The sequence below is a fragment of the Propioniciclava soli genome (genome assembly GCF_038502305.1).
GTDB lineage: Bacteria > Actinomycetota > Actinomycetes > Propionibacteriales > Propionibacteriaceae > Propioniciclava > Propioniciclava soli.
This window is the reverse complement of sequence record NZ_CP115965.1, coordinates 2,602,259-2,623,453: the sequence shown is the minus strand read 5'-3', so window position 1 is coordinate 2,623,453 and position 21,195 is coordinate 2,602,259. Positions and strand designations below refer to the sequence as shown.

Sequence of the window (21,195 nt, the reverse complement as noted above, 5' to 3'; positions counted from 1 at the left end):
GTCGGGGGCAGGTGGTTGAATGCCGCCATGACGACTGATCCCGTCCGCACCGCGGCGGCCGATCCGGCACCCGCCCGCCTGATCGAGACCAACGGCATCGACATCATCGCCGAGTCCGAGCGCACCGCCCGGCCCCGGGATCTCTTCTGGCCGTGGTTCGCGGCGAACGTCAGCGTGTTCGGCATGAGCTACGCCGCCTTCGTGTACGGCTTCGGCGTCAGCTTCGCCCAGGCGGCGGTCGTCGCGGTCGTCGGCATCGTGATCAGCTTCGCGCTGTGTGGCGTCATCGCCACGGCCGGCAAGCGGGGCTCGGTGCCCACCATGGTGCTGTCGCGGGCGGCGTTCGGCGTGCACGGGCAGAAGGTGCCGGGCATCGTGAGCTGGCTGCTGTCGATCGGGTGGGAGACGTTCCTCGCGATCATGGCGGTGCTGGCCACCTCGACGGTGTTCGAGATCCTCGGGTGGGGCGGTGGGGTCGGCGTCCAGATCGGCGCCACCATCGCCGTGGCCGCGCTCATCGTCGCGGCGTCCGTGCTGGGGTACCACACCATCATGCGGCTCCAGTCCGTCCTCACCTGGCTGACCGGCGCGGTCACGATCGTCTACATCCTCGTCACGCTGGGCCACATCGACGCCGCGGCCGTGGGGGCCGTCCCCGCCGGCTCGGTGGGCAACGTCGTCGGCGCGCTCACCATGGTCATGACCGGCTTCGGGCTGGGCTGGATCAACATCGCCGCCGACTGGTCGCGCTACCAGAAGCGCACGGCGTCCAATGGCGCCATCATCGCGTGGAACACGATCGGCGGCTCGGTCGCCCCCGTGGTGCTGGTGGTCTACGGCCTGCTGCTCGCCGGGTCGGACGCCGCCCTGTCCGACGCCATCGCGAGCGACCCCGTCGGGGCGCTGGCCGCCCTGCTGCCGCCGTGGCTGCTCATCCCGTTCTGGTTGACCGCGCTGCTGGCGCTCGTCTCCGGGGCGGTGCTCGGCATCTACTCCTCGGGGCTGACGCTGCTGAGCCTGGGCATCGCCATCCCGCGCCCGGCCGCGGCCGCGATCGACGGCGTCATCCTCACCGCGGGCACCATCTTCGTGGTGTTCGTGGCCGGTGACTTCCTCGGCCCGTTCCAGAGCTTCCTCATCACCCTGGGCGTGCCCATGGCCGCGTGGGCGGGCATTCTCATCGCCGACATCCTGCTCCGCGGCCGCGACTACGACGAGACCGCCCTGTTCGACCCGGCGGGCCGCTACGGCGCGTTCGACTGGGTGTCCATCGGCACCATGGTCGTCGCCACGGTCATCGGCTGGGGGCTGGTCATCAACCAGTTCGCCGCGGACGCCGCCTGGAACAACTGGCAGGGCTACCTGCTTGAGCCGCTGGGCCTGGGCGCCCGCAGCGTGGTGGACGGCGTCGAGAGCTGGGACGGCACCTGGCCCTGGGCCAACCTCGGCGTCCTGTTCGCCCTGCTGTTCGGCTTCGTCGTGACCCTGCTGGCCCGGCGCGGCACGGTTCGATGGCAGGAGGGCCGGGCGTGACGCGTCCGTGGTTGGTCGTCATCGACCCGCAGCGGATCTTCGCCGACCCCGCCAGCGACTGGGGCTCCCCGATGTGGCCGGACGCCGCAGCCGTGATCGTCGACCTGCTGCCGCGCTACGCGGGGCGGACCGTCGTGACGCGCTGGGTGCCGCCGCGGCGGCGTCCGGGCTCGTGGGAGGCCTACATGGCAGCCTGGCCGTTCGCCGACCGGCCGCCGACCGACCCGGCCTTCGCGCTCGTGGACGCCCTGGTTGGCGTCGACGCCGTCGTCGTCGACGCCCCGACGTTCGGCAAGTGGGACGCCCTGCGCCCGGTGGTGGGGGAGACCCCCGAGCTCGTGCTCACCGGCGTGGCGACCGACTGCTGCGTGATCTCGACCGCCCTGCCCGCCGCCGACGCCGGCGCCACGCTGACGGTGCTCGCCGACGCCTGCGCGGGCTCGACCCCGGAGAACCACGCCGCGGCGCTGCAGGTCCTGGGGCTCTACCCACCCCAGATCACCGTGTGCACCTCGGACGAGCTGCCGCCGGCCGTCCCGCCGGAATGAACGCCGCCGGGCGCGGCGTTGAGGACGCATGGCGAACATCGTGATCATCGGAGGACACGGCAAGGTCGCGCTGCTGGCGGCCCCGCTGCTGGCTGAGGCCGGGCATGAGGTGACCTCGGTCATCCGCAAGCAGGAGCAGGCGCAGGAGGTCGCCGCCACGGGGGCGACCCCGCTGGTGGAAGACATCGAGACGCTGGACGCCGACGGCTTCGCCCGCGTGTTGCGCGGCGCGGACGTCGTCGTGTGGTCGGCCGGCGCCGGCGGTGGCAGTCCCGAGCGCACGAAGGCGGTGGACGCCGACGCGGCGATCCGCTCGATCGACGCCGCGGTGGCGGTGGGCGTCCCGCAGTACGTGATGGTGTCGTACTACGGCGCGCGCCCCGACCACGGAGTGCCCGAGGGCGAGGGCTTCTTCGCCTACGCCGAGGCCAAGGCCACCGCGGACGAGCACCTGCGCGGCACGGAGCTGGGCTGGACGATCCTCGGCCCGAGCACGCTGTCCAGCGACGAGCCGACCGGCCGCATCGACGCCGTCGCCGGCCCGGGACCGCAGGGCGACTCGTCGGAGCCCGGTCCGGCGTCGCGCGGCAACGTCGCGCGGGTGATCGCGGCGGTCGTCGCGGCGGGTGGCCCGGCGCGCACGACGATCGCGTTCACCGATGGTGGCACGCCCATCGACGAGGCGGTGGCGGCCGCGACGGCAGGTTGAGTCGGCGCGACACGTGATTCCCGATCCCCGGCGGCGGCACCCGCCGGGGATCGTGGTGTGCTAGCTTTCTGCACGAGCAACCAGCTCACTCGGATTGTTACCCGTCTGGGGCAAGACCTGAGACGCCCTGTTGGTGGGGCGCTTTCTCAGGTCTTTTTTGTTGCCTGATGGGTGCTGTTCAAGACAAGGAAGTGCACAGGTGTCCCCAACTCAGACCAGCGCGGCTGAGCAGATCGTCGAGGCCGTCGGCGGCCCCGGCAACATCGCCAGCCTCACCCATTGCGCGACGCGGCTCCGCTTCGAACTCAACGACGCCTCCGTCGTGGACGCGAACGTCGTCGACGCGATCCCCGGCGTCATGGGCTCGGTGCCCCAGGCCGGCAACCGCTACCAGATCATCATCGGTGGTGCGGTGCAGACCTACTACGAGAACATCCAGGCGCTGCCCGTCATGTCGGGCGCGGGCAAGAAGGCGGCCCCGACCGGGGACCTGACCGACGCCGAGGTGAAGGCGCAGGCGCGCGCGGCGCGCGGCAAGTACGCGTGGGTGGACAACTTCTTCGAGTTCCTCTCCGATTCCTTCCGCCCCATCCTGGGCGCCCTGCTCGGCGCGTCGCTCATCATCACGTTCATGTCGCTGATGGCGACGACCGGCGTCATCGGCAACTGGTCCGACCCGACGGTCGACCTGGGGCCGTCGTGGAACTTCGTCAACCTCATGTGGCAGGGCGTGTTCGTGTTCCTGCCGCTGATGGTGGCCTACAACGCGAGCAAGAAGGTGGGGGCCGACCCGTGGGTCGGCTTCGCCATCATGGCCGTGCTGATGCTGCCCGGCTTCAACAACCTCGCCGAGAGCGCGCGGGACATGACGATCGCGGGGCAGGACGTCCAGGTCGTCGACATCTTCGGCATCCCGCTGGCGCTGCGTGACTACGGCTCCCAGGTGTTCCCGCCGCTGCTGATGGCCGGCGTCCTCGGCCCGCTCACGAAGTTCCTGAAGCGGATCATCCCCGAGCAGGTCCAGCTGGTGTTCGTGCCGTTCATCTCGATGGTCATCATGATCCCCCTCACCGCGTTCCTGATCGGCCCGATCGGCATCTACGCCGGCGCGGCGCTCGCCGGGGCCCTGCAGGCCATCAACGCCTTCAACCCGTTCATCTTCGCCATCGTGATCCCGCTCGCCTACCCCTTCATGGTGCCGCTCGGCCTGCACTGGCCGATCAACGCGATCATGCTGCTCAACATCCAGAACCTGGGCTACGACTTCATCCAGGGCCCGATGGGTGCCTGGAACTTCGCGTGCTTCGGCGCGACGGCCGGCGTCCTGTTCATCGCCATGCGCGACAAGGAGATCCAGATGCGCCAGACCGCCACCGGCGCCCTGGCGGCCGGCCTGCTGGGCGGCATCTCGGAGCCGTCGCTCTACGGCATCCACCTGCGGTACAAGCGCATCTACCCGCGCATGCTGGTCGGCTGTCTGCTGGGTGGCCTCGTCGTGGGCATCGGTGGTGGCCTGCGCGCCAGCGCCTTTGCGTTCACGTCGCTGCTCACCATTCCGGTGTTCACCCCGATGGTCGTCTACATCATCGCCATCGCCGTCGCGTTCTTCACCGCGATGATCCTGGTGATCATCTCCGACTACCGCACGCCCGAGCAGCGCGAGGAGTCCCGTCTCGCCCGTGAGCAGCTCGAGCAGGGTGCGCCGCTGGCCGCCGACCGTCCGGCCACCCCGGGCGCCGTCACCGACGGCACCGGTGGCTCCGCGGTCGCCGGTGGGGCCATCCCCGTCGCGTCCGCCGCCACGGCGACCGCGGTCATGGACGCCCCCGCGGCCGACGGCTCGGCCGGCGCCACGGCGGCATCGTCCGCCCCGGCCACGTTCGCGGCCGACGACACCTCGGCCCCGGCCGAGCCGACCGATCGCATCGCCGCGCCGATGGCCGGGCGGGTCGTGTCGCTGGACGACGTGGAGGACAAGGTGTTCTCGTCCCGCGCCCTGGGCGAGGGGGTGGGCATCGAGCCCACCTCCGGCCACGTGGTGGCCCCGATCAGCGGCAAGGTCATCACCGTGCCGAAGTCGGGCCACGCGTTCGGCATCAAGAGCGATGACGGCGTCGAGGTGCTGGTGCACGTCGGCATCGACACGGTGCAGATGAACGGCGAGGGCTTCGACGTCCACGTGGCGAAGGGTGACCGGGTGCACGTCGGCGACACGCTGGTCGACGTCGACCTGGACGCCGTCCGTGCGGCCGGCTACCCGACGACCACGATCGTCGCCGTCACCAACACCAAGAAGCTCGGCGCGGTGACGCCGCTGGTGGGCAAGGAGGTCGGTGCGGGCGACCCCGTGATCGACATCACCCACTGACCGAGCCGGCCTCGCCTCCCGAACCCGCCATGGAGATCCTGCGCGTCTTCAACAACAACGTCGTCCTGGCCCGGGGCGACGGGGGGGACGAGGTCATCCTCACCGGCCGCGGCCTGGGCTTCCAGGCCCGGCCGGGCCAACCGGTGGACACCGCCAAGGTGGTCCGGGTCTTCCGTCCTGACGACGGACGCGACCCGGACCACCTCGGCGAACTGCTCGCCGGCATCGCGCCGGAATACGTCCAGCTCGTGGTGGCGGCGCTGACCGACGCCGGGCTGGAGGGGCGGGCGGCGCAGAGCCCCACCCTCGTCATCGCGCTGGCCGACCACGTCAGCTTCGCCGTCCGGCGCCAGCGGCTGGGACTGGCGATCGACTACCCCCTGGTCGGCGAGGTGACCCACCTGTACGCCCAGGAGTACCGCGAGGCGTCCGCCCTGCTCGCCGCGGTGAACGCCCGGTTGGTCGAGCCGTTGCCCGACGGCGAGGCGGTGGCCCTGACGCTCCACCTCGTCAACGCGGGCTTCACCACGGGCGACCTCAGCCACACCTACACGATGACCGGCGTGATCCAGCAGATGGTCGCCGTCATCGAACAGACCTACGGCTTCACCCTCAACCCGGGATCGGTGGGGCTCGGCCGCTTCATCACCCACGTGCGCTACCTCTTCGTGCGCATCCACCAGCACCAGCAGCTCGACGAGGGCCACTCCACGATCGGGCAGGCGATCCGCGACGTCCATCCCGAGGCGTTGCGGTGCGCCGAGCGGCTGGCGGCGGTCATGGAGCTGCGGCTGGGGGCGGCCCTCACCGACGACGAGATCTCCTATCTGACGCTCCACGTGGCGCGCGTGGCGAGCGAGCAGCGGGTGCCCTGAGCGGGCTTCACCCCGCGCGCCGGAACAGCCAGACGCTGACGGCGACCTCGGTGTCGAGGGCGTCCACCGCCGTCGGCGCCCCGTGGAAGGCGTTGGGGCCCATGCCGATCAGGTCGGCCACCAGCGCGGGCGAGGCGGCCAATGGCACGCGGACGCGCTCGCGGGCGACGGGGGTGAACCGGGCCGACGCGGCGCGCAGCAGTCGGTCGTCCTTGTCGGGCTCGATGCCGAGCAGCCCGTGGCGTTCGCGCACCGACGCCAGGTGCTCCGGATCGGGCGTCACCACGACGAGCAGCCCGCCGTCGCCGAGGACGCGGGCGAACTCGGCCATGTTGCGGGGCGCGAACACGCACAGCACGGCGTCGAAGCGGCGCGACAGCAGCGGCAGGGTGCCCCACGTGTCGGCCACGACGGACGCCAGCCGCGCATGGGCCCTCGCGGCACGCCGGGCCGCCGGCACCGACACGTCGAGGTTGACGCCACGGGCGTCGGGGGCCGCGTCCAGCAGCCGGGCCAGGTGGTGGCCGGTGCCGCCCCCGGCGTCCAGCACGACCCGGCTGCCGCGCAGGCGCCGGGCCAGGGCGGCGTCCACCGCGTCGAACGCACCGGAGGCGAGCACGCGGGCACGGGCGTCCACCATCGGGGCGGTGTCGGCGTTGGCCGGGGGAGCGGCGCCGGCGAGATTGACGTAGCCCTGCCTGGCGACGTCGAAGCTGTGACCGGCCGGGCAGCGCACCGGCCGCGCCGCCACGTCGAGCGGTGCGGCGCACACCGGGCAGGCGAGCAGCCCGCGGGCGGCGTCCACCACGTCAAGCGTGCCCGGCGGCGTCGCCTGCGGTGTCGCGCTCGGCGCGGGCCTTCACGCGGGCGCGGTCGCGCAGGTCGTTGCGGATCAGCACCACCAGGCCGATGCCCGCGATGGCGGTGAACGCGAACCATTGCAGGGCGTACGACAGGTGCGGACCCTCGTCCTGCGGGGGTGGCTCGACGACCAGGAACGGGCCGTCCTGCGGCGGATCGGAGCTGATGAGGCCGATGTAGCCGCTCACGACGTCGCGGCCGAGCCAGCTCCCGATGGCGGCCGCGTTGATGAGCCGAACCGTGTCGTTGGTGTCGGGCGACGGGGTCAGGGCGTTTTCGGGGCCCTGCTCGTCGCGCCGCACGTAACCCACCACGGTGACCTCACCGGCCGGCGGGGCGGGCAGGGCGCTCGGGAAGTCCTGGTTGCGGGGGCGTTCGACGAAACCGCGGTCGATGAGCACGGTGGTGCCGTCGGCGGTGGTGAGCGGGGTCACCAGCTCCCACCCGGTCATCCCGCTCTCGGAGCGGTAGCGCACCTGCACCTGGCGCTCCGCGTCATAGATACCCGTGACACTGACGCGCTGCCACTGGTCGTGCTCGTCGATCTCCCCGGTGAACACCTGCTCGAAGGCGACGACGGGCGCGCTCTCGTGCTCGAGCACGGTCTCGTTGCGGTCCCGGCGCTGGTCGAGCCGGTCGAGCTGCCAGCGGCCGAGGTTCACGAACGTCACGGCGAGCGCCACGACGAAGACGGTGAGCAGCAGCCACCGCAGCCAGGGTCCTTTCATCACGCCGCCTCCGGGTGCGGGCCGGCCTCACCCGGCACCACGCCGTTCTGTGCGACCTCACCTGGCACGACCTCACCCTGCACGACCTCACCCGGCACGACCTCACCCGGCACCACGTCGCCGGGCACGACGTCGCCCGCGCCCAGGGCGAGTTGGGGGGGCGGTTGCTGGGCGTCGGGGGCGGTGGGCTCGAGGTGGTTGTCGCGGGCGTTGCCGAGCAGCACGGCGATGGCGGGGAGCAGGGCGGCGGCCAGGAAGCACAAGAGGTTGTACGGCAGGGGCGCGAAGAGCCCGGCCAGGAACGCCACGACGCGGAACGCCATGGTCCACAGGTACCGACGCTCGCGGGCGTCCGCGGACAGCGTTGTGCCGTACCGCGCGTCGGTGATGATGGTGGGCCGCATCCGCGAAACCATGTCGGCCAGCCTAGCTCCCACTCCCGACGGCTCACGCTACGGTGAGCGGGTGAGCGAACAGACCCCCCGCAGCGTCCTGGTCACGGGAGGCGCGCGCGGCATCGGCGCCGCGATCGTCGAGGAGTTCCTGGCCCGGGGCGACAAGGTCGCCAGCGCCAGCACGTCCGGCCGGGCGCCGGGCGGTGCGCTGGGCATCGCCTGCGACGTGACGGACGCCGCCAGCGTCGACGCCGCGTTCGCCGCCGCCGAGGAAGCGCACGGCCCGGTGGAGGTCGTCGTCGCCAACGCCGGCATCACGAAGGACACCCTCGTGCTGCGCATGAGCGAGGCCGACTTCGACGCGGTGGTGGACGTCAACCTGAAGGGCGCCTTCCACGTCGCCAAGCGGGCCAGCCGGGGCATGCTGCGGCTGCGGCGCGGGCGCCTCATCTTCATCGGCTCGGTGGTCGGCCTCTACGGTTCGCCCGGGCAGGTCAACTACGCCGCCACCAAGTCGGGCCTCGTGGGCATGGCACGCTCCCTCACCCGCGAGCTCGGTGGCCGCGGCATCACCGCCAACGTCGTGGCGCCCGGATTCATCGAGACCGACATGACCGCCGTGCTGGGCGAGGAGCAGGTGGCGGGCTACCGGGCGGCCATTCCGTCCGGACGCCTCGGCCTGCCGGCCGAGGTCGCGTCCGCCGTCGCGTTCCTCGCCTCGCCGGAGGCCGGGTACATCTCGGGCGCGGTGCTGCCCGTGGACGGCGGGCTCGGCATGGGCCACTGAGAGCCCCACCACTTCTGCTGGGCACAGCGCCGCGCGGCGGCGTCCCACCGCAACGAGACACCGCAGCGAGACACCGCAACGAGACATCTAGGAGAACGCATGGGCATCCTCGAGGGCAAGACGATCCTCGTCACCGGGGTCACGATGAACACCTCGATCGCGTACAAGGTCGCCGAGATCGCCGCGGCGGAGGGCGCCACCGTGGTCGTGTCGAACTTCGGGCGGGCGCTGTCGCTCACGCAGCGGATCGTGAAGCGCCTCGACCCCGCCCCGGCCGTCCTCGAACTGGACGTGACGGACGCCGATCACCTCGCGCGGCTGCCCCAGGCGCTGGCCGAGGCCGGTGTCGAACGTCTCGACGGGGTCGTCCACTCGGTGGCGTACGCGAACCCCGAGACGGCGCTGGGCGGCAAGTTCCTCACCACGCCGTTCGAGGACGTGTCGCAGGCCATGCACGTGTCGGCGTACTCCCTGGTCAGCCTCACGATGGCGTGCAAGCCGCTGTTTGCCGAGACGGCCGCGGTGGTCGGCCTCACGTTCGACGCGCGGATTTCGTGGCCCACCTACGACTGGATGGGCGTGGCCAAGGCGGCGCTGGAGTCGGCGTCCCGCTACGTGGCGCGCTATCTCGGGCCGGAAGGCGTCCGCTGCAACATCGTGGCCGCGGGGCCGATCGACACCATCGCGAAGAAGGCGATCCCCGGGTCCACGTCGTTCGACGACATCTGGGGCGGACGTGCCCCGCTCGGCTGGGACTCCTCGGACGCCACCGCCACCGCGAAGGTGGTCGTTGCGCTGCTGTCGGACTGGTTCGCCATGACGTCGGGGGAGATGATCCACGTCGACGGCGGGTTGCACTCCACGGGCGCCTGAGGCGTCGGGGTAGGTTGGGCCGCATGCCTGGTGTGGTGGAGCTCGACGACGTCTCGGTCGTGCGCGGCGGTGCGAAGCTGCTGGACGGGGTGTCGTGGGTCGTGGCGGAGTCCGACCGCTGGGTGGTCATCGGGCCGAACGGGGCGGGCAAGACGACCCTGCTGCAGGTAGTGGGGGCGCAGCTGCACCCGAGCTCGGGCATGGTGTCGATCCTCGACGAGGTGCTGGGCGCCGTCGATGTGTTCGAGTTGAGGCCGCGCATCGGCGTGACGTCGGCGGCGCTCGCGGAGCGGATTCCGCGCGGGGAGTCGGTGGGCAACGTGGTGGTCTCGGCGTCGTACGCCGTGATGGGCCGCTGGCGCGAGAACTACGACGTGAGCGACCTGCGTCGCGCGGCGGCGCTGATGGCCCAGCTGCGCGTGAGCCACCTGTCGCGGCGCACGTTCGGCACGCTGAGCGAGGGCGAGCGCAAGCGCGTCCAGATCGCGCGCGCGCTGATGACCGACCCCGAGTTGCTGCTGCTGGACGAGCCGGCTGCCGGCCTCGACCTGGCCGGCCGGGAGTCGTTGGTCGCGACGCTGACCGACATCGTGGCGGACGAGACCGCTCCGGCAACCGTGCTGGTGACACACCACCTCGAGGAGATTCCGCCGGGAATGACGCATGCGCTGCTCCTGCGCGGCGGCCGCGTCGTGACGGCTGGGCCCATCGAGGAGACCCTGACCGACGACCACCTGAGTGCTACGTTCGGGGTGCCGCTGCACGTGACGCGCACCGACGGCCGGTGGAGCGCGCGGGCTGCGGGCTAGGGCACGAAGGGGGACGCCGTGGCGGAGTGGATCCAGCAGAACCTGTGGGCCATCTGGCTGATCGCGGCGGGCGGCTTGGCCGTCTCGGAGATGCTGACCCTTGACCTGACCCTGCTGATGCTGGCCGGCGGCGCCCTCGCCGGGGCCGCGACGGCCCTGGTGCTGCCGGGGTTGATCTGGGTGCAGGTGATCGTGGCGCTGGTGGTGGCCGTGGCGCTGTTGGGGGTGCTGCGGCCCGAGCTGGTCAAGCGCCTGCACCGGGGGCCGGGGTACCGCAGCTCCGTGGACAACCTGTTGGGGAGCACCGGCTTCGCCACCCGCGAGATCACGGCTGCCGGCGGTGAGGTGAAGATCGCGGGTGAATCGTGGTCGGCGCGCAGCTACGACGGAGACCCCATCGCGGCGGGGGTCGAGGTCGAGGTGTTCGAGATCGACGGCGTCACGGTCGTCGTCTACCCCCGCCACAAGCCCCTGGGCAGCTGACTGCCGTCAGGGGGCGCGACACGCTCGCTTGTGTCTCAAACTCCAGGTTCGGAGGCGGAGTTTGGGGCACATGGCAGCGTGTCGGCGTCCGAGTGGGGTGTGGGTGGGTTGAGCTGGCACGGACGCCGCGGCGGCACTCAGGAGCCGTGCCCCGATCGATGTGATCGCCTTCCCTGCCGCACGACCCGCCACCCTGCCGATCCGATCGCTTCCCTGCCCGACGCCCGCCACCCTGCCGATCCGATCGCCCCCCCGCCCGACGTCCACCACCCTGCCGTTGCAACGGCAGGGTGGTGGGTTGTCGATGGGGTGGTGATGCCAAGGGCAGGGTGGCGGCGCGACGGGCAGGGTGGTGATGCCAAGGGCAGGGTGGCGGTGCCGCGACGGGCAGGGTGGCGGCGCGACGGGCAGGGTGGTGATGCCAAGGGCAGGGTGGCGGTGCCGCGACGGGCAGGGTGGTGACGCCAAGGGCAGGGTGGCGGTGCCGCGACGGGCAGGGTGGTGATGTCACGGGCAGGGCGGTGGCGCTTGAGCCAGGGACGCGGCGCGCAAGGCCAGGCAGGCGACACCTTGGCCACGGCGGGATCGCCCCGAGGCAGGTGACTGGGCAGCGCCGCCGACGTGGATGGGACGCGAACCCGGACCGCCCGAGCGCCGTCGCCCTGGGTGCTGGCGTCGGTGGATAGGGTGGGGGAAAAGCACCAAAGGAGATGAGGCACCCCATGCCAGAAGTGACGTTCGCGCTCCTCGCGATTCTCGCCGTGGTGGCGGTGGTCGCGATGGCCCTCTCGATTCGGGTCGTGCAGCAGATGCAGGTGGGCATCGTGCAGCGGCTCGGCAAGTTCCATCGGACGATCGAGCCCGGGTTGCACCTGATCGTGCCGTTCATCGACCGGGTCCGCTACACCATGGACATGCGCGAGGCGGTCGTGCCGTTCCCGCCGCAGGGCGTCATCACCGAGGACAACCTGATGGTGGGCATCGACTCGGTCATCTACTACCAGATCGTCGATCCGGTCCGCGCCGCGTACGAGGCCCAGAACTACATCCAGGCCATCGAGCAGCTGACCATGACCACGCTGCGCAACATCATCGGCGGCATGGACCTCGAGCAGACCCTCACCAGCCGCGAGGAGATCAACCAGAAGCTCCGCTCGGTGCTCGACGAGGCGACCGGCAAGTGGGGCATCAAGGTGAACCGTGTCGAGCTGCGCTCGATCGAGCCGCCGGCCACGATCCGCGACGCCATGGAGAAGGGCGCCCGCGCCGAGCGCGAGAAGCGCGCCCAGATCTTGCTCGCCGAGGGCCAGCGTCAGTCCCAGATCCTCAGCGCGTCCGGTGACCGCGAGTCGAGCATTCTCCGCGCCCAGGGCGAGCGGGAGTCCGCCGTCCTCCGCGCGCAGGCCGATCGGCAGGCGTCCATGCTGCGCGCCGAGGGCGAGGCGCAGGCCATCACGACCGTGTTCGGTGCGATCCACGCGTCCGAGCCGGACGAGGGTCTGCTCGCCTACCAGTACCTGCAGATGCTGCCGCAGCTCGCGAAGGGCGACTCGAACAAGGTCTGGGTCATCCCGTCCGAGCTGAACGACGCCCTCAAGGGCCTCGGCTCGACCGCCGGCGAGGCCGTCAGCCGGTTCGCCGGCCAGAAGGCGGACCCGGCCAAGTACTCCGCCCCCGAGAAGGTCGACGTGTTCGCCGAGATCGAGGCGTCCAAGCGGGCCGAGGAGGCCGAGTCGGCCAAGAGCGTCAACCAGGCGATCGCCGAGGCGCAGAAGATCGAGCAGGGCAAGGCCGCTCGGCTGGCGAGCCCGGCGCTCACCACCGGCACCGATGAGGTGGTCGACCCCGTCGCCGATCTCCTCCCGGACGCCGGCGGCGCCAGTGTGGCCACCCAGCCCGAGGCCGCGTCCCAGGACGCGTCCCAGCAGCAGGCCGAGGACGCCTGAGCGCACGGTCCGGCGCCTGGGCCCCGTCAGGCCCAGGCGCGGACGCGGCGCACCACGTCGTCGCAGAACGCGTCGAACTCCGGATCGGGACGTCGCGCGTCTGGGTGCTCGGCCAGCCAGGCCCAGGCACGCTCGACGCCCTGCCGCCAGGACGTGTCCGCGCGGAACGCAGGCACCAGCGACTTCACGAGCGTGTTGTCGAACACCACGGTGCTCGCCTTGTCGCCGGTCAACCCCGCCTCCAGCTCGGGCCGCAGCGCGGTGAGCATGGGCGTCGAGACGTGCGTGAACTCCGGTTCGGCGCCGGCGACCTCGCCGATGGTGCGCAGCACGGCGTTCCAGGTCAGTGATTCGTCCGAGGTGATGTGCACGGCGCGGCCGAGGGCGTCCGGATGGCCGAGGAGCCCCGCGAGGCCCACGGCGAAGTCGGCGTTCCACGTCAGCGTCCACAGCGATTCGCCGTCGCCGTGCACGATCACGGGCTTGTGGTCGAGCATGCGCTGCACGACCGCCCAGGGGCTGCCGAAGTGCAGGTTGACCGGGAGGGACCGCTCGCCGTAGGTGTGGCTGGGCCGCACGATCGTCCAGCGCACCCCACCATCCTGGCCCCGCAGCACGTCCTCGCACGCGATCTTGTCGCGGGCGTACTGGCTGTACGGGTTGGCCTGCGGGGTGTCCTCGGTGATGACGTGGTGGGGCAACGGCTTGGTGTACGTCGATGCTGAGCTGATGAGCACGTACTGGCCCGCGCGGCCGTCCAGCACGCGCAGGTCGCGCTCCACCTGATCGGGGGCGAACGCCACGAACTGCACGACCGCGTCGAACTCCCGCGAGCCGAGCGCCGCGCGGTACGCCGCCTCGTCGGACACGTCACCCACCAGGTGGTCGACCCCCTCCGGCAACGGCTCCCGGTTGCCGCGGTTGAGCACCGCCACGTCGTGGCCGTCGGCGAGGACGCGGGCGACGACCGCCCGGCTGATGGTTCCGGTGCCACCGGTGATGAGGACGCGCATGGCCCCAGTCTTGCACCGGGTCGGCCCCGCCCGGCACCTCAGTCTCCGGACAGCTCCCGGATCGCCGCCCGCATCGTCGGCAGCGGCCGAAAGCCGGCGGCCAGCGCGCGTCGCCGCAACGCCGGCTGGCCGCGCCACAACGCGTACCCGCGGCGCAGGAGCACCAGCGGGGGCTTGCGCTTGCGGGCGAGGTCGCGCCGCAGGCGCAGGACGCCGACCAGGGTGCGGTTCCGGTCCAGGTACACCGGATCCACCACCAGCCCGGCCGCGCGCGCCAGGCCGAGCAGTTCGATCGCGAAGATGCCCTCGGCGACGACCATCCGGCACTCACCCAGCGTCTCGCGACGCATCCCGGTGCGGCGGCTCTCGGCGATGGAGTACACCGGCACCTCGGCCACGCCGTCCCGCACCAGGGCAGGCAAGGCAGCGACCGCGCCGGCCCCGTCCCAGGTGCGTGGGTCGTCCCAGTCCACGATGCCGTGGGCGCGCGGCAGGCCAGGCCCGGCGTCGCGGTAGAAGTCGTCCAACCGGAAGGGGTGGGCGCCGAGCAGCCGCGCCAGGCGCGACTTCCCGCTGCCCGACGGGCCGGCCAGCAGGACGATCCGCGTCACAGCCCGAGCGCGCCGGCCATCTCGGCGCGCAGCTGCTCCATCAGCCCGGCGGCCTCCGCGCGGGCCACCGCCACCGCAGCCGCCTCGCCCACCGCAGTCGCCTGGTCCACACCCTCCGCCTCACCCTCCCCGGCCGTCCTGGGCAGACGCACCTGCAGGTAGCACTTCAGCTTCGGCTCGGTGCCCGACGGGCGCACGACCACGCGGAACCGGGCGGTTTCGAGCAGGACGCCGTCGGTGGCGGGCAGCCCGTTCCAACCGGTCAGCAGGTCGGTGGCCGTGACGGGCTCGCCCACCAGGGCGTCCGGCGTCCGGGCCCGGAGCCGGGCCATCGCGTCGGTGATGAGCGCCAGGTCCTCGACCCGGAACGACAGCTGCGCGGTGAGGTGGACGCCGTGGGCGCGGGCGATCTCGTCCAGCCGGTCGGCCAAGGTCAGCCCCTCGGCGCGCAGACGCGCCACCAGCGCGAGCACGCGCAGCAACGTCGAGATGCCGTCCTTGTCGGCCACCGCGGCCGGGTCGGTGCAGTAGCCGATCGCCTCCTCGTACCCGAAGGCGAGGCCGGGCACGCGGCCAATCCACTTGAAACCGGTCAGCGTCATCGCGAACGGCTGGCCGGCCGCGGCGGCCAGGTCGCCCAGCAGGGTCGAGCTCACCACCGAGCAGGCGTAGGTGCCGGGCGTCCCGCGGCGCAGGGCGTCGTCGGCGAGCAGCCAGCCGAGCTCATCCCCGGTCAGCATGCGCCACTGCCCGTCGACGACCGCCGCCACGGCGCAGCGGTCGGCGTCCGGGTCGTTCGCGATCGCCACGTCGGCGTCCGTCGCGCGAGCGAGCTCCAGGGCGAGATCCATCGCACCGGGCTCCTCGGGGTTGGGGAAGGCCACGGTCGGGAACGCCGGGTCGGGCAGCGCCTGCTCGCTCACGAGTGCGGGCGCGGGGAAACCCGCGCGGTCGAGCACGCGGGCCACCACCTCGGCGCCCACGCCGTGCAGCGGGGTGTAGGCCCACCCCAGGTCGCGCGGCGCATCGGCGGGCACCAGCGAGGCGAGGCGCTCGGCGTAGGCGGCGAGCAACTCTTCGCCCACGAAGGCGTAGGCCGCGCTGCGCGGGTGTGCCTCCAGCGGCACGGACGCCGCCGCCGCGATCCGCTCGGCGATCTCCACGTCGGTCGGCGGCACGATCTGCGAGCCGCCCACGTACACCTTGTAGCCGTTGTCGGCCGGCGGGTTGTGGGAGGCGGTGACCACCACCCCGGCCACGCACCCGAGGTGCCCGATGCCGAACGCGACCACCGGCGTCGGCACGGCCGTCTCGGTGAGCAGGGGCCGCAGCCCGAGCCCGGCGAGGATCTCCGCGGTGTCGCGGGCGAACACGTCGGAGTTGTAGCGGGCGTCGTAGCCGATGAGCACCTGCTCGCCGGCGTGCCCCGCGTCCAGCAACCAGCGACCGAGGCCGGCGGCCGCCTGCGACACGACCACGCGATTCATGCGGTTCGGGCCGGGCCCGAGCGGCGCGCGCAACCCCGCGGTGCCGAACGCGAGGCGTCCGGAGAACGCGTCGGCCAGCTCGGCGGACGCCTCCGCGTCCCCCGCGGCCGCCTTCTCGAGCAGGTTGCCGAGGGCGGTCGCGGTGGCCGGGTCGGGGTCGGCGTCGCGCCACGCCTGCATGGCGGCCAGGTCGAGCGGCATCACAACACCTCCAACAATCCGGACAACAGGGTGCGCAGCCGGTCCTGCGCGTCGCGGCCGGCCTCGATGACCTCCTCGTGGTTGAGCGCCTCGCCGGTCATGCCTGCGGCGGCGTTGGTCACCAGCGAGATGCCGAGCACGCCCAGCCCTGCCTCGCGGGCAGCGATGGTCTCCAGCGCGGTCGACATGCCCACGAGGTCGCCCCCCAGAACCCCCGCCATGCGCACCTCCGCCGGCGTCTCGTAGGCCGGCCCGTGGAACTGCACGTAGATGCCCTCCGGCAGGCCGGGGTCGATCGTGCGCGCCAGCGCGCGGAGGTCGGGGGAGTAGGCGTCCGTCATGTCCACGAAACGGGCCCCCACCAGCGGCGTCGTGCCGGTGAGGTTGATGTGGTCGCTGATCAGCACCGGCGTGCCCGGCCCCCACTCCGGGTTCAGCCCGCCGCAGCCGTTGGTCAGCACCAGCGTGCGCGCCCCGGCTGCGGCAGCCGTGCGGACGCCGTGCACGACGGGTGCGACGCCGCGGCCCTCGTAGTAGTGGGTGCGGCCGGTGAACAGACCCGCGACACGGCCGGACGGCGTGCGCAGCAGGCGGATCGCCCCGCCGTGGCCCTCGACGACCGGCTTGCTGAAGCCCGGCAGCTCGGCCAGCGTGATCTCGTCGATGAGCTCACCCAGCCCGGCGGCGGCGCTCGCCCACCCGGAGCCGAGGACGAAGGCCGTGTCCAGGGCCGGGATGCCGGCGCGGGTGAGCAGGGCGGATGCCGCCTCGGCGGCCAGGTCGTGCGGTGCGGTCGTGACAGTCACCGGACGAGCATAGTGGGCGGGCCCCTCCTGGCTGCGACCCGGTTGCCGCGTCGAGGGGACGCGGACGCCGCCGCCTGTCGGGGCAGCCGCCCGGTGTGCGCCCCGCGGCCCGTGAATGGAACAATCGGACCCATGGCGGACGTGGTGATCATCGGCGGCGGGCCGGGCGGGTACGAGGGGGCGCTCGTCGCCCGACAGCTCGGCGGCACGGTGACGCTGGTGGAGCGGCGCGGGTTGGGTGGCTCGGCGGTGCTGACGGACGTGGTGCCGTCCAAGACGTTGATCGCGACGGCCGAGGTGATGACCGAGATCCGTGGCGCGGACGCCCTCGGCCTGCACGCGGACGTCGGCGACGGCCGCCCCCTGGCCCAGACCGTGACGGTGGACCTGGGCCGCGTCAACGACCGCGTGGTCGAGCTGGCGCGGCGGCAGTCGGTCGACATCGCGACCCGGCTGCGCTCCGAGGGCATTCGCATCATCCGCGGCAGCGGACGCCTCGACGGCACGGAGTGCGTGATCGCCACCACGGAGGCGGGCGAGGAGCGGCTGCACGCCGACATCATCCTCGTGGCCGCCGGTGCCCGCCCGCGCGAGCTGCCGGACGCGCTGCCGGACGGTGAGCGCATCCTCAACTGGACGCAGATGTACACGTTGCGCGAACTGCCGCGGCGCCTCATCGTCGTCGGCTCCGGCGTCACCGGGGCGGAGTTCGCGTCCGCCTACCACGCGCTCGGTGTGGACGTGGTGCTCGTGTCGTCGCGGCACCAAGTGCTGCCGGGCGAGGACGACGACGCCGCCCGCGTGCTGCAGGCCGTGTTCGAGAACTCCGGCATGACGATCCTCTCCCGCAGCCGCGCCGTCTCGGCGCGGCGCGAGGGGGATGGCGTCGTCGTCACGCTGGCCGACGGCCGCACCGTCGAGGGCAGCCACGTCCTCATGGCCGTGGGTGCGCTGCCCAACACCGACGGCATCGGGCTCGTGGAGGCGGGGGTGGAGCTGACGGCGTCCGGGCACATCAGCGTCGACAAGGTGTCGCGCACCACGGCGCGCGGCGTGTACGCCGCCGGCGACTGCACGGGCGTCTTCGCGCTGGCCTCCGTGGCGGCCATGCAGGGCCGCATCGCGATGTGGCACTCCCTGGGTGACGCCGTCGGGCCGCTCGACCTCAAGAGCGTCTCGGCCAACGTGTTCACCGCGCCGCAGATCGCGACCGTCGGCGCGGGTCAGGCCGAGATCGATGCCGGCCTGACGCCGGCGCGGGCGGTGATGCTGCCCCTGCGGTCCAACGCCCGGGCGAAGATGCAGGATCTCAGCGCGGGCTTCATCAAGGTGTTCTGCCTGCCGACCACCGGCATCGTCATCGGCGGCGTGGTGGTCGCTCCCCACGCCAGCGAGCTGATCCACGTGCTGGCGGTGGCCGTGCAGGCGAAGCTGACGGTCGACCAGCTCGCCCAGGCGTTCACCATCTATCCCTCCCTGTCGGGGTCGATCGGTGAGGCGGCGCGCCGACTCCACGGCCAGGGGGGCAACGAACAGGTCGTCCACTAGCCCGGACGCGTCGCCGAACGGCTCAGGTTCTTGCGACCTGGGTCGACGGAGGCTCCACCCCCGGGCTGAATCTGGCCGGGCCGGCCGCTGCCGACCGGGGCGCGTTGCGCCGCGAAGGGGGCCGACTTGGCTACCGTGGTGGCCGTGACGCAGAACCTACCCCTCGCGATCGCCCTCGTGGTGGTCGGCTCCTTCTGTTTCGCGATGTCGGCCCACCTGCAGCACCGGGCGGTCGACTCGCACCTGGAGGGCAATCTCCACAAGACGCGCATGCGGTGGCAGGACCTGCTGTCGACCATCCGCTCGCCGCGGTGGATGCTGGGGCTCACGTTCATGGGCGTCTCGTTCGCGCTGCAGACCGTCGCGCTCACGATGGCGCCCGTCTCCCTCGTGCAACCGGTCGGGCTGCTCGCCTTCCCGTGGTCCATCATCCTGGCCGCCCGGGCCACGCACCACCGGCTGCCCAAGCGTGTGATCACCGCGGTCGTGGGGACCGTGGGCGTCACCCTCGCCTTCACCGTCGTGACGGCCCTGCACGCGGTGGATCACTCCGACCTCGTCGTCAGCCGGGTCGCGATGGGCGCCGGCGTGGTCTACGCCGTGGCCGTCACGTTCGCGCTGCTGGGCTCCGGCGGCCCCTACCGCTGGCGCTGTATGTTCTGGGGTTCCGGCGGCGCCCTGTTCTACGGGCTCGAGGCGGCGCTGATGAAGGCGCTCATCGAGTTCGCCCGGGCGAACGACTGGGTGCGCTCACCGGAGTTCTGGGGCATCGTCGCCGCTCTGGTCGCCGGCGCGGTCGCGGCGGGATGGTTCATCCAGCAGGGGTACGCCACCGGCCCCGCGGAGGTGGTCGTGGGTTCGATGACGGTGACGAGCCCGATCGTCGCGGTGGTCTTCGGCATCGCCGTGCTCGGTGAGGGTGCCAACATCACCCCCTCGGCGGCGGTGTGGATGGTGCTGCTCGGCCTGTTGGCCGTCACCGGCGTCGGCGTGCTGGCGCGCTATCACCCCGACGGCGGGCGGGGCGCCCGCGGCGACGCCGTGGACGCCCGCGGCAGCGGCAGTGGCGCCGGCGCCACGGGCCGGCTCAGCTGAACCGGTAGAGGCGCTGCGCCAGCCGGTAGAGGCCAACGGAGGTGCGGCGTCCGAGGGGCCCTGGCAGGTTGGAGCCGAGCACGAGCCACTGGCGCAGGCCCAGCGTCGTCTTGAGGTCGCGGTCGACCGAGTCGATGTGCTCCCACATCTCCCGGCGCATCCGCAGGCCCTTCTCCGTGCCTTCGAGCAGGCAGAAGATGGACGATGCGGTGACGATCAACCCCAGGAACGACGCCATGTAGTGCGCGAGCTTCCAGTTGCCGACGCCGTCGGGCAGCTTGTGGGCCTCCACCATGACGCGGGTGATGCGCATCTGCTGGTCGAGCCGGCTGATCTGGACGTTCTCGTTGACCGACTGGTCCTCGCGTCCGATGAAGTACCGGTACAGGTTCACGGGCAGGTAGTAGAGGGTCTGCACGTGCGGCAGGGGCACGTAGACGAAGATGTTGTCCACGTAGAAGGTGTGCTCGGGCAACTCGACGCCGGAGTCGCGGAGCACCTGGGTGCGGTAGACGGTCGCGTGCATCAGCAGGTTCTGGCCCGGCCCGAACGGGCCGATCTCGTTCCACGTGAACACGCGGTTCTGCGGCAGGAAGCCGCGGTAGCGGATGACCTTCTGCGTGCCGGAGTTGGTGTGCTCGTAGACGTAGTTGGCCACGATGAGATCCACCGGGCTGCCGGAGGTGATGAAGCGACGCACCTTGCTGAGCAGCAGGTTCAGCGCGACCGGGTCGAGCCAGTCGTCGGAGTCGACCACCTTGAAGTACACCCCGGACGCCGCCCGCAGGCCGGCCATGACGGCGCCACCGTGGCCCTTGTTCTCCTGGTGGATGACCTTGATGATGTCGGGGTGCCGCTCGGCCCAGGCGTCTGCCTTCGCCGCCGTGTCGTCCTTGGTGGATCCGTCGTTGACGATGATGATCTCGATGTTGCCCTTGCCCCGCAGGATCGAGTCGATGCAGTGGTCCATGTAGTCGCTGCTGTTGTAGCAGGGGACGCAGAAGGTGATGTCCTTCGTCGCGGCCTTCTCGGGCGTGGCGGCGGCGGACGCGGTGGGCTCGGGCACGTTGACTCTTCCGTTCGACTGCGGGGCTTGCTTGCTCCGAGACTAGCCGGAGGCACGCCCGGGGGCCCGGGCATCCGACGGGGTGTTGTCCGGACGCCGCGAACCGGCCAAGCTGGGGCCATGAGCATTGATTCCATGGACGCCGAGGACGGCAGCATCGACGGTCTGGATGACGTCGACCCCCAGGACCAGGCGGACGCCAACCGCCCCTACGGCGAGGTGACCGCCGAGGACCTCTCGACCCTCGACCTGGTGGCCGATGGCGCGGACGCCGCCGACGTCGGCCCCGACCACGGTGAGCTCGAGGGGGTCGTCCCGGTCGATCAACACCGCGACCTCGACCCCGAGACCGACGAGACCATCGAGGACCGGCTCCAGCAGGAGGAGCCCGACCCGGCGTCGGCGATCGTCCCGCCGCGGCCCGACCGGGCCTGACGTCCGCCTGACCCCCGC

Annotated in this window: 21 protein-coding genes; 13 read left to right on the top strand and 8 right to left on the bottom strand. The window is 72.0% G+C overall.

What is annotated here, in order from left to right; all coding sequences use genetic code 11:
* Window positions 1-27 precede the first annotated feature (27 nt).
* From PCC79_RS11830 to PCC79_RS11810, 5 genes are all read left to right on the top strand, one after another.
* On the top strand, window positions 28-1,533 hold the full coding sequence (locus PCC79_RS11830) for a purine-cytosine permease family protein (RefSeq protein ID WP_342371940.1): 1,506 nt from the start codon (window positions 28-30) through the stop codon (window positions 1,531-1,533).
* Window positions 1,530-2,081 (top strand): cysteine hydrolase family protein, encoded by a 552-nt coding sequence (locus PCC79_RS11825; protein ID WP_342371939.1) that lies wholly within the window; start codon window positions 1,530-1,532, stop codon window positions 2,079-2,081. The genes PCC79_RS11830 and PCC79_RS11825 overlap by 4 nt, the downstream gene beginning before the upstream one ends.
* Window positions 2,082-2,109: 28 nt before the next feature.
* Window positions 2,110-2,790 carry an NAD(P)H-binding protein gene (locus tag PCC79_RS11820; RefSeq protein WP_342371938.1) on the top strand — a complete coding sequence of 227 codons (681 nt, stop codon included), beginning with the start codon at window positions 2,110-2,112 and terminating at the stop codon, window positions 2,788-2,790.
* 199 nt (window positions 2,791-2,989) lie between these two features.
* A complete protein-coding gene (locus tag PCC79_RS11815) occupies window positions 2,990-5,158 on the top strand; it encodes a glucose PTS transporter subunit IIA (protein WP_232549410.1) in 2,169 nt (722 codons plus the stop codon).
* 29 nt (window positions 5,159-5,187) lie between these two features.
* Window positions 5,188-6,033 carry a PRD domain-containing protein gene (locus PCC79_RS11810; RefSeq protein WP_342371937.1) on the top strand — a complete coding sequence of 282 codons (846 nt, stop codon included), beginning with the start codon at window positions 5,188-5,190 and terminating at the stop codon, window positions 6,031-6,033.
* Window positions 6,034-6,040: 7 nt separating this feature from the next.
* Here the strand turns inward: PCC79_RS11810 and PCC79_RS11805 are convergent, their stop codons facing one another.
* The 3 genes from PCC79_RS11805 to PCC79_RS11795 are packed head-to-tail and all read right to left on the bottom strand — an operon-like array spanning window position 6,041 to window position 8,038.
* A complete protein-coding gene (locus tag PCC79_RS11805) occupies window positions 6,041-6,838 on the bottom strand; it encodes a putative RNA methyltransferase (RefSeq protein ID WP_342371936.1) in 798 nt (265 codons plus the stop codon).
* Window positions 6,839-6,842: 4 nt separating this feature from the next.
* Entirely contained in the window at window positions 6,843-7,622 is a 780-nt protein-coding gene (locus tag PCC79_RS11800; protein ID WP_342371935.1) for an SURF1 family protein, read from the bottom strand.
* Window positions 7,622-8,038: a DUF3099 domain-containing protein gene (locus tag PCC79_RS11795; protein ID WP_232549414.1), complete on the bottom strand. Its 417-nt coding sequence runs from the start codon at window positions 8,036-8,038 to the stop codon at window positions 7,622-7,624. The genes PCC79_RS11800 and PCC79_RS11795 overlap by 1 nt, the downstream gene beginning before the upstream one ends.
* A gap of 49 nt (window positions 8,039-8,087) precedes the next feature.
* Here PCC79_RS11795 and fabG point away from each other — a divergent pair, with 49 nt between their 5' ends.
* The 5 genes from fabG to PCC79_RS11770 all read left to right on the top strand — a co-directional run bounded on the left by fabG (window position 8,088) and on the right by PCC79_RS11770 (window position 12,915).
* Complete coding sequence (fabG, locus tag PCC79_RS11790) at window positions 8,088-8,804, top strand: 3-oxoacyl-ACP reductase FabG (protein ID WP_342371934.1); 717 nt, start codon at window positions 8,088-8,090, stop codon at window positions 8,802-8,804.
* A 99-nt stretch (window positions 8,805-8,903) separates the two neighbouring features.
* Window positions 8,904-9,677 carry an enoyl-ACP reductase FabI gene (gene fabI, locus PCC79_RS11785; RefSeq protein ID WP_342371933.1) on the top strand — a complete coding sequence of 258 codons (774 nt, stop codon included), beginning with the start codon at window positions 8,904-8,906 and terminating at the stop codon, window positions 9,675-9,677.
* Between the two features lie 23 nt (window positions 9,678-9,700).
* On the top strand, window positions 9,701-10,486 hold the full coding sequence (locus PCC79_RS11780) for an ABC transporter ATP-binding protein (RefSeq protein WP_342371932.1): 786 nt from the start codon (window positions 9,701-9,703) through the stop codon (window positions 10,484-10,486).
* An 18-nt stretch (window positions 10,487-10,504) separates the two neighbouring features.
* Complete coding sequence (locus PCC79_RS11775; RefSeq protein WP_232549418.1) at window positions 10,505-10,969, top strand: NfeD family protein; 465 nt, start codon at window positions 10,505-10,507, stop codon at window positions 10,967-10,969.
* 722 nt (window positions 10,970-11,691) lie between these two features.
* Window positions 11,692-12,915: an SPFH domain-containing protein gene (locus tag PCC79_RS11770; RefSeq protein WP_416046577.1), complete on the top strand. Its 1,224-nt coding sequence runs from the start codon at window positions 11,692-11,694 to the stop codon at window positions 12,913-12,915.
* Between the two features lie 26 nt (window positions 12,916-12,941).
* Here PCC79_RS11770 and PCC79_RS11765 read toward each other — a convergent pair whose 3' ends face one another.
* From PCC79_RS11765 to PCC79_RS11750, 4 genes are read right to left on the bottom strand one after another with little or no spacing between them, the layout of a single operon-like run.
* Entirely contained in the window at window positions 12,942-13,928 is a 987-nt protein-coding gene (locus PCC79_RS11765) for an SDR family oxidoreductase (protein WP_232549419.1), read from the bottom strand.
* Between the two features lie 38 nt (window positions 13,929-13,966).
* On the bottom strand, window positions 13,967-14,539 hold the full coding sequence (locus PCC79_RS11760; protein WP_342371931.1) for a hypothetical protein: 573 nt from the start codon (window positions 14,537-14,539) through the stop codon (window positions 13,967-13,969).
* Complete coding sequence (locus PCC79_RS11755) at window positions 14,536-16,227, bottom strand: phospho-sugar mutase (RefSeq protein WP_342371930.1); 1,692 nt, start codon at window positions 16,225-16,227, stop codon at window positions 14,536-14,538. Before PCC79_RS11755 ends, PCC79_RS11760 begins: the two co-directional genes overlap by 4 nt.
* Window positions 16,227-17,033 carry a purine-nucleoside phosphorylase gene (locus PCC79_RS11750; RefSeq protein WP_232549421.1) on the bottom strand — a complete coding sequence of 269 codons (807 nt, stop codon included), beginning with the start codon at window positions 17,031-17,033 and terminating at the stop codon, window positions 16,227-16,229. The genes PCC79_RS11755 and PCC79_RS11750 overlap by 1 nt, the downstream gene beginning before the upstream one ends.
* Window positions 17,034-17,165: 132 nt before the next feature.
* Here PCC79_RS11750 and PCC79_RS11745 point away from each other — a divergent pair, with 132 nt between their 5' ends.
* Window positions 17,166-18,581 carry an NAD(P)H-quinone dehydrogenase gene (locus PCC79_RS11745; RefSeq protein ID WP_232549422.1) on the top strand — a complete coding sequence of 472 codons (1,416 nt, stop codon included), beginning with the start codon at window positions 17,166-17,168 and terminating at the stop codon, window positions 18,579-18,581.
* A gap of 144 nt (window positions 18,582-18,725) precedes the next feature.
* Complete coding sequence (locus PCC79_RS11740; protein WP_232549423.1) at window positions 18,726-19,676, top strand: hypothetical protein; 951 nt, start codon at window positions 18,726-18,728, stop codon at window positions 19,674-19,676.
* Here PCC79_RS11740 and PCC79_RS11735 read toward each other — a convergent pair.
* Window positions 19,669-20,742: a glycosyltransferase family 2 protein gene (locus tag PCC79_RS11735; RefSeq protein ID WP_342371929.1), complete on the bottom strand. Its 1,074-nt coding sequence runs from the start codon at window positions 20,740-20,742 to the stop codon at window positions 19,669-19,671. The two genes, PCC79_RS11740 and PCC79_RS11735, sit on opposite strands and share 8 nt — an antisense overlap.
* A gap of 120 nt (window positions 20,743-20,862) precedes the next feature.
* Here PCC79_RS11735 and PCC79_RS11730 point away from each other — a divergent pair, with 120 nt between their 5' ends.
* The gene (locus PCC79_RS11730; protein WP_342371928.1) at window positions 20,863-21,177 is read left to right on the top strand and encodes a hypothetical protein; all 315 of its coding nucleotides are present in this window, start codon (window positions 20,863-20,865) and stop codon (window positions 21,175-21,177) included.
* Window positions 21,178-21,195: the final 18 nt, after the last annotated feature.

Bases quoted from the DNA above. Each gene is read 5' to 3' on its own strand.
- PCC79_RS11830 (WP_342371940.1), top strand. From the start codon at position 28: ATGACGACTGATCCCGTCCGCACCGCGGCGGCCGATCCGGCACCCGCC.
- PCC79_RS11780 (WP_342371932.1), top strand. From the start codon at position 9,701: ATGCCTGGTGTGGTGGAGCTCGACGACGTCTCGGTCGTGCGCGGCGGT.
- PCC79_RS11795 (WP_232549414.1), bottom strand. From the start codon at position 8,038: ATGGTTTCGCGGATGCGGCCCACCATCATCACCGACGCGCGGTACGGC.
- fabI (WP_342371933.1), top strand. From the start codon at position 8,904: ATGGGCATCCTCGAGGGCAAGACGATCCTCGTCACCGGGGTCACGATG.
- PCC79_RS11765 (WP_232549419.1), bottom strand. From the start codon at position 13,928: ATGCGCGTCCTCATCACCGGTGGCACCGGAACCATCAGCCGGGCGGTC.
- PCC79_RS11745 (WP_232549422.1), top strand. From the start codon at position 17,166: ATGGCGGACGTGGTGATCATCGGCGGCGGGCCGGGCGGGTACGAGGGG.
- PCC79_RS11800 (WP_342371935.1), bottom strand. From the start codon at position 7,622: ATGAAAGGACCCTGGCTGCGGTGGCTGCTGCTCACCGTCTTCGTCGTG.
- PCC79_RS11810 (WP_342371937.1), top strand. From the start codon at position 5,188: ATGGAGATCCTGCGCGTCTTCAACAACAACGTCGTCCTGGCCCGGGGC.
- PCC79_RS11755 (WP_342371930.1), bottom strand. From the start codon at position 16,227: ATGCCGCTCGACCTGGCCGCCATGCAGGCGTGGCGCGACGCCGACCCC.
- PCC79_RS11730 (WP_342371928.1), top strand. From the start codon at position 20,863: ATGAGCATTGATTCCATGGACGCCGAGGACGGCAGCATCGACGGTCTG.
- PCC79_RS11770 (WP_416046577.1), top strand. From the start codon at position 11,692: ATGCCAGAAGTGACGTTCGCGCTCCTCGCGATTCTCGCCGTGGTGGCG.
- PCC79_RS11820 (WP_342371938.1), top strand. From the start codon at position 2,110: ATGGCGAACATCGTGATCATCGGAGGACACGGCAAGGTCGCGCTGCTG.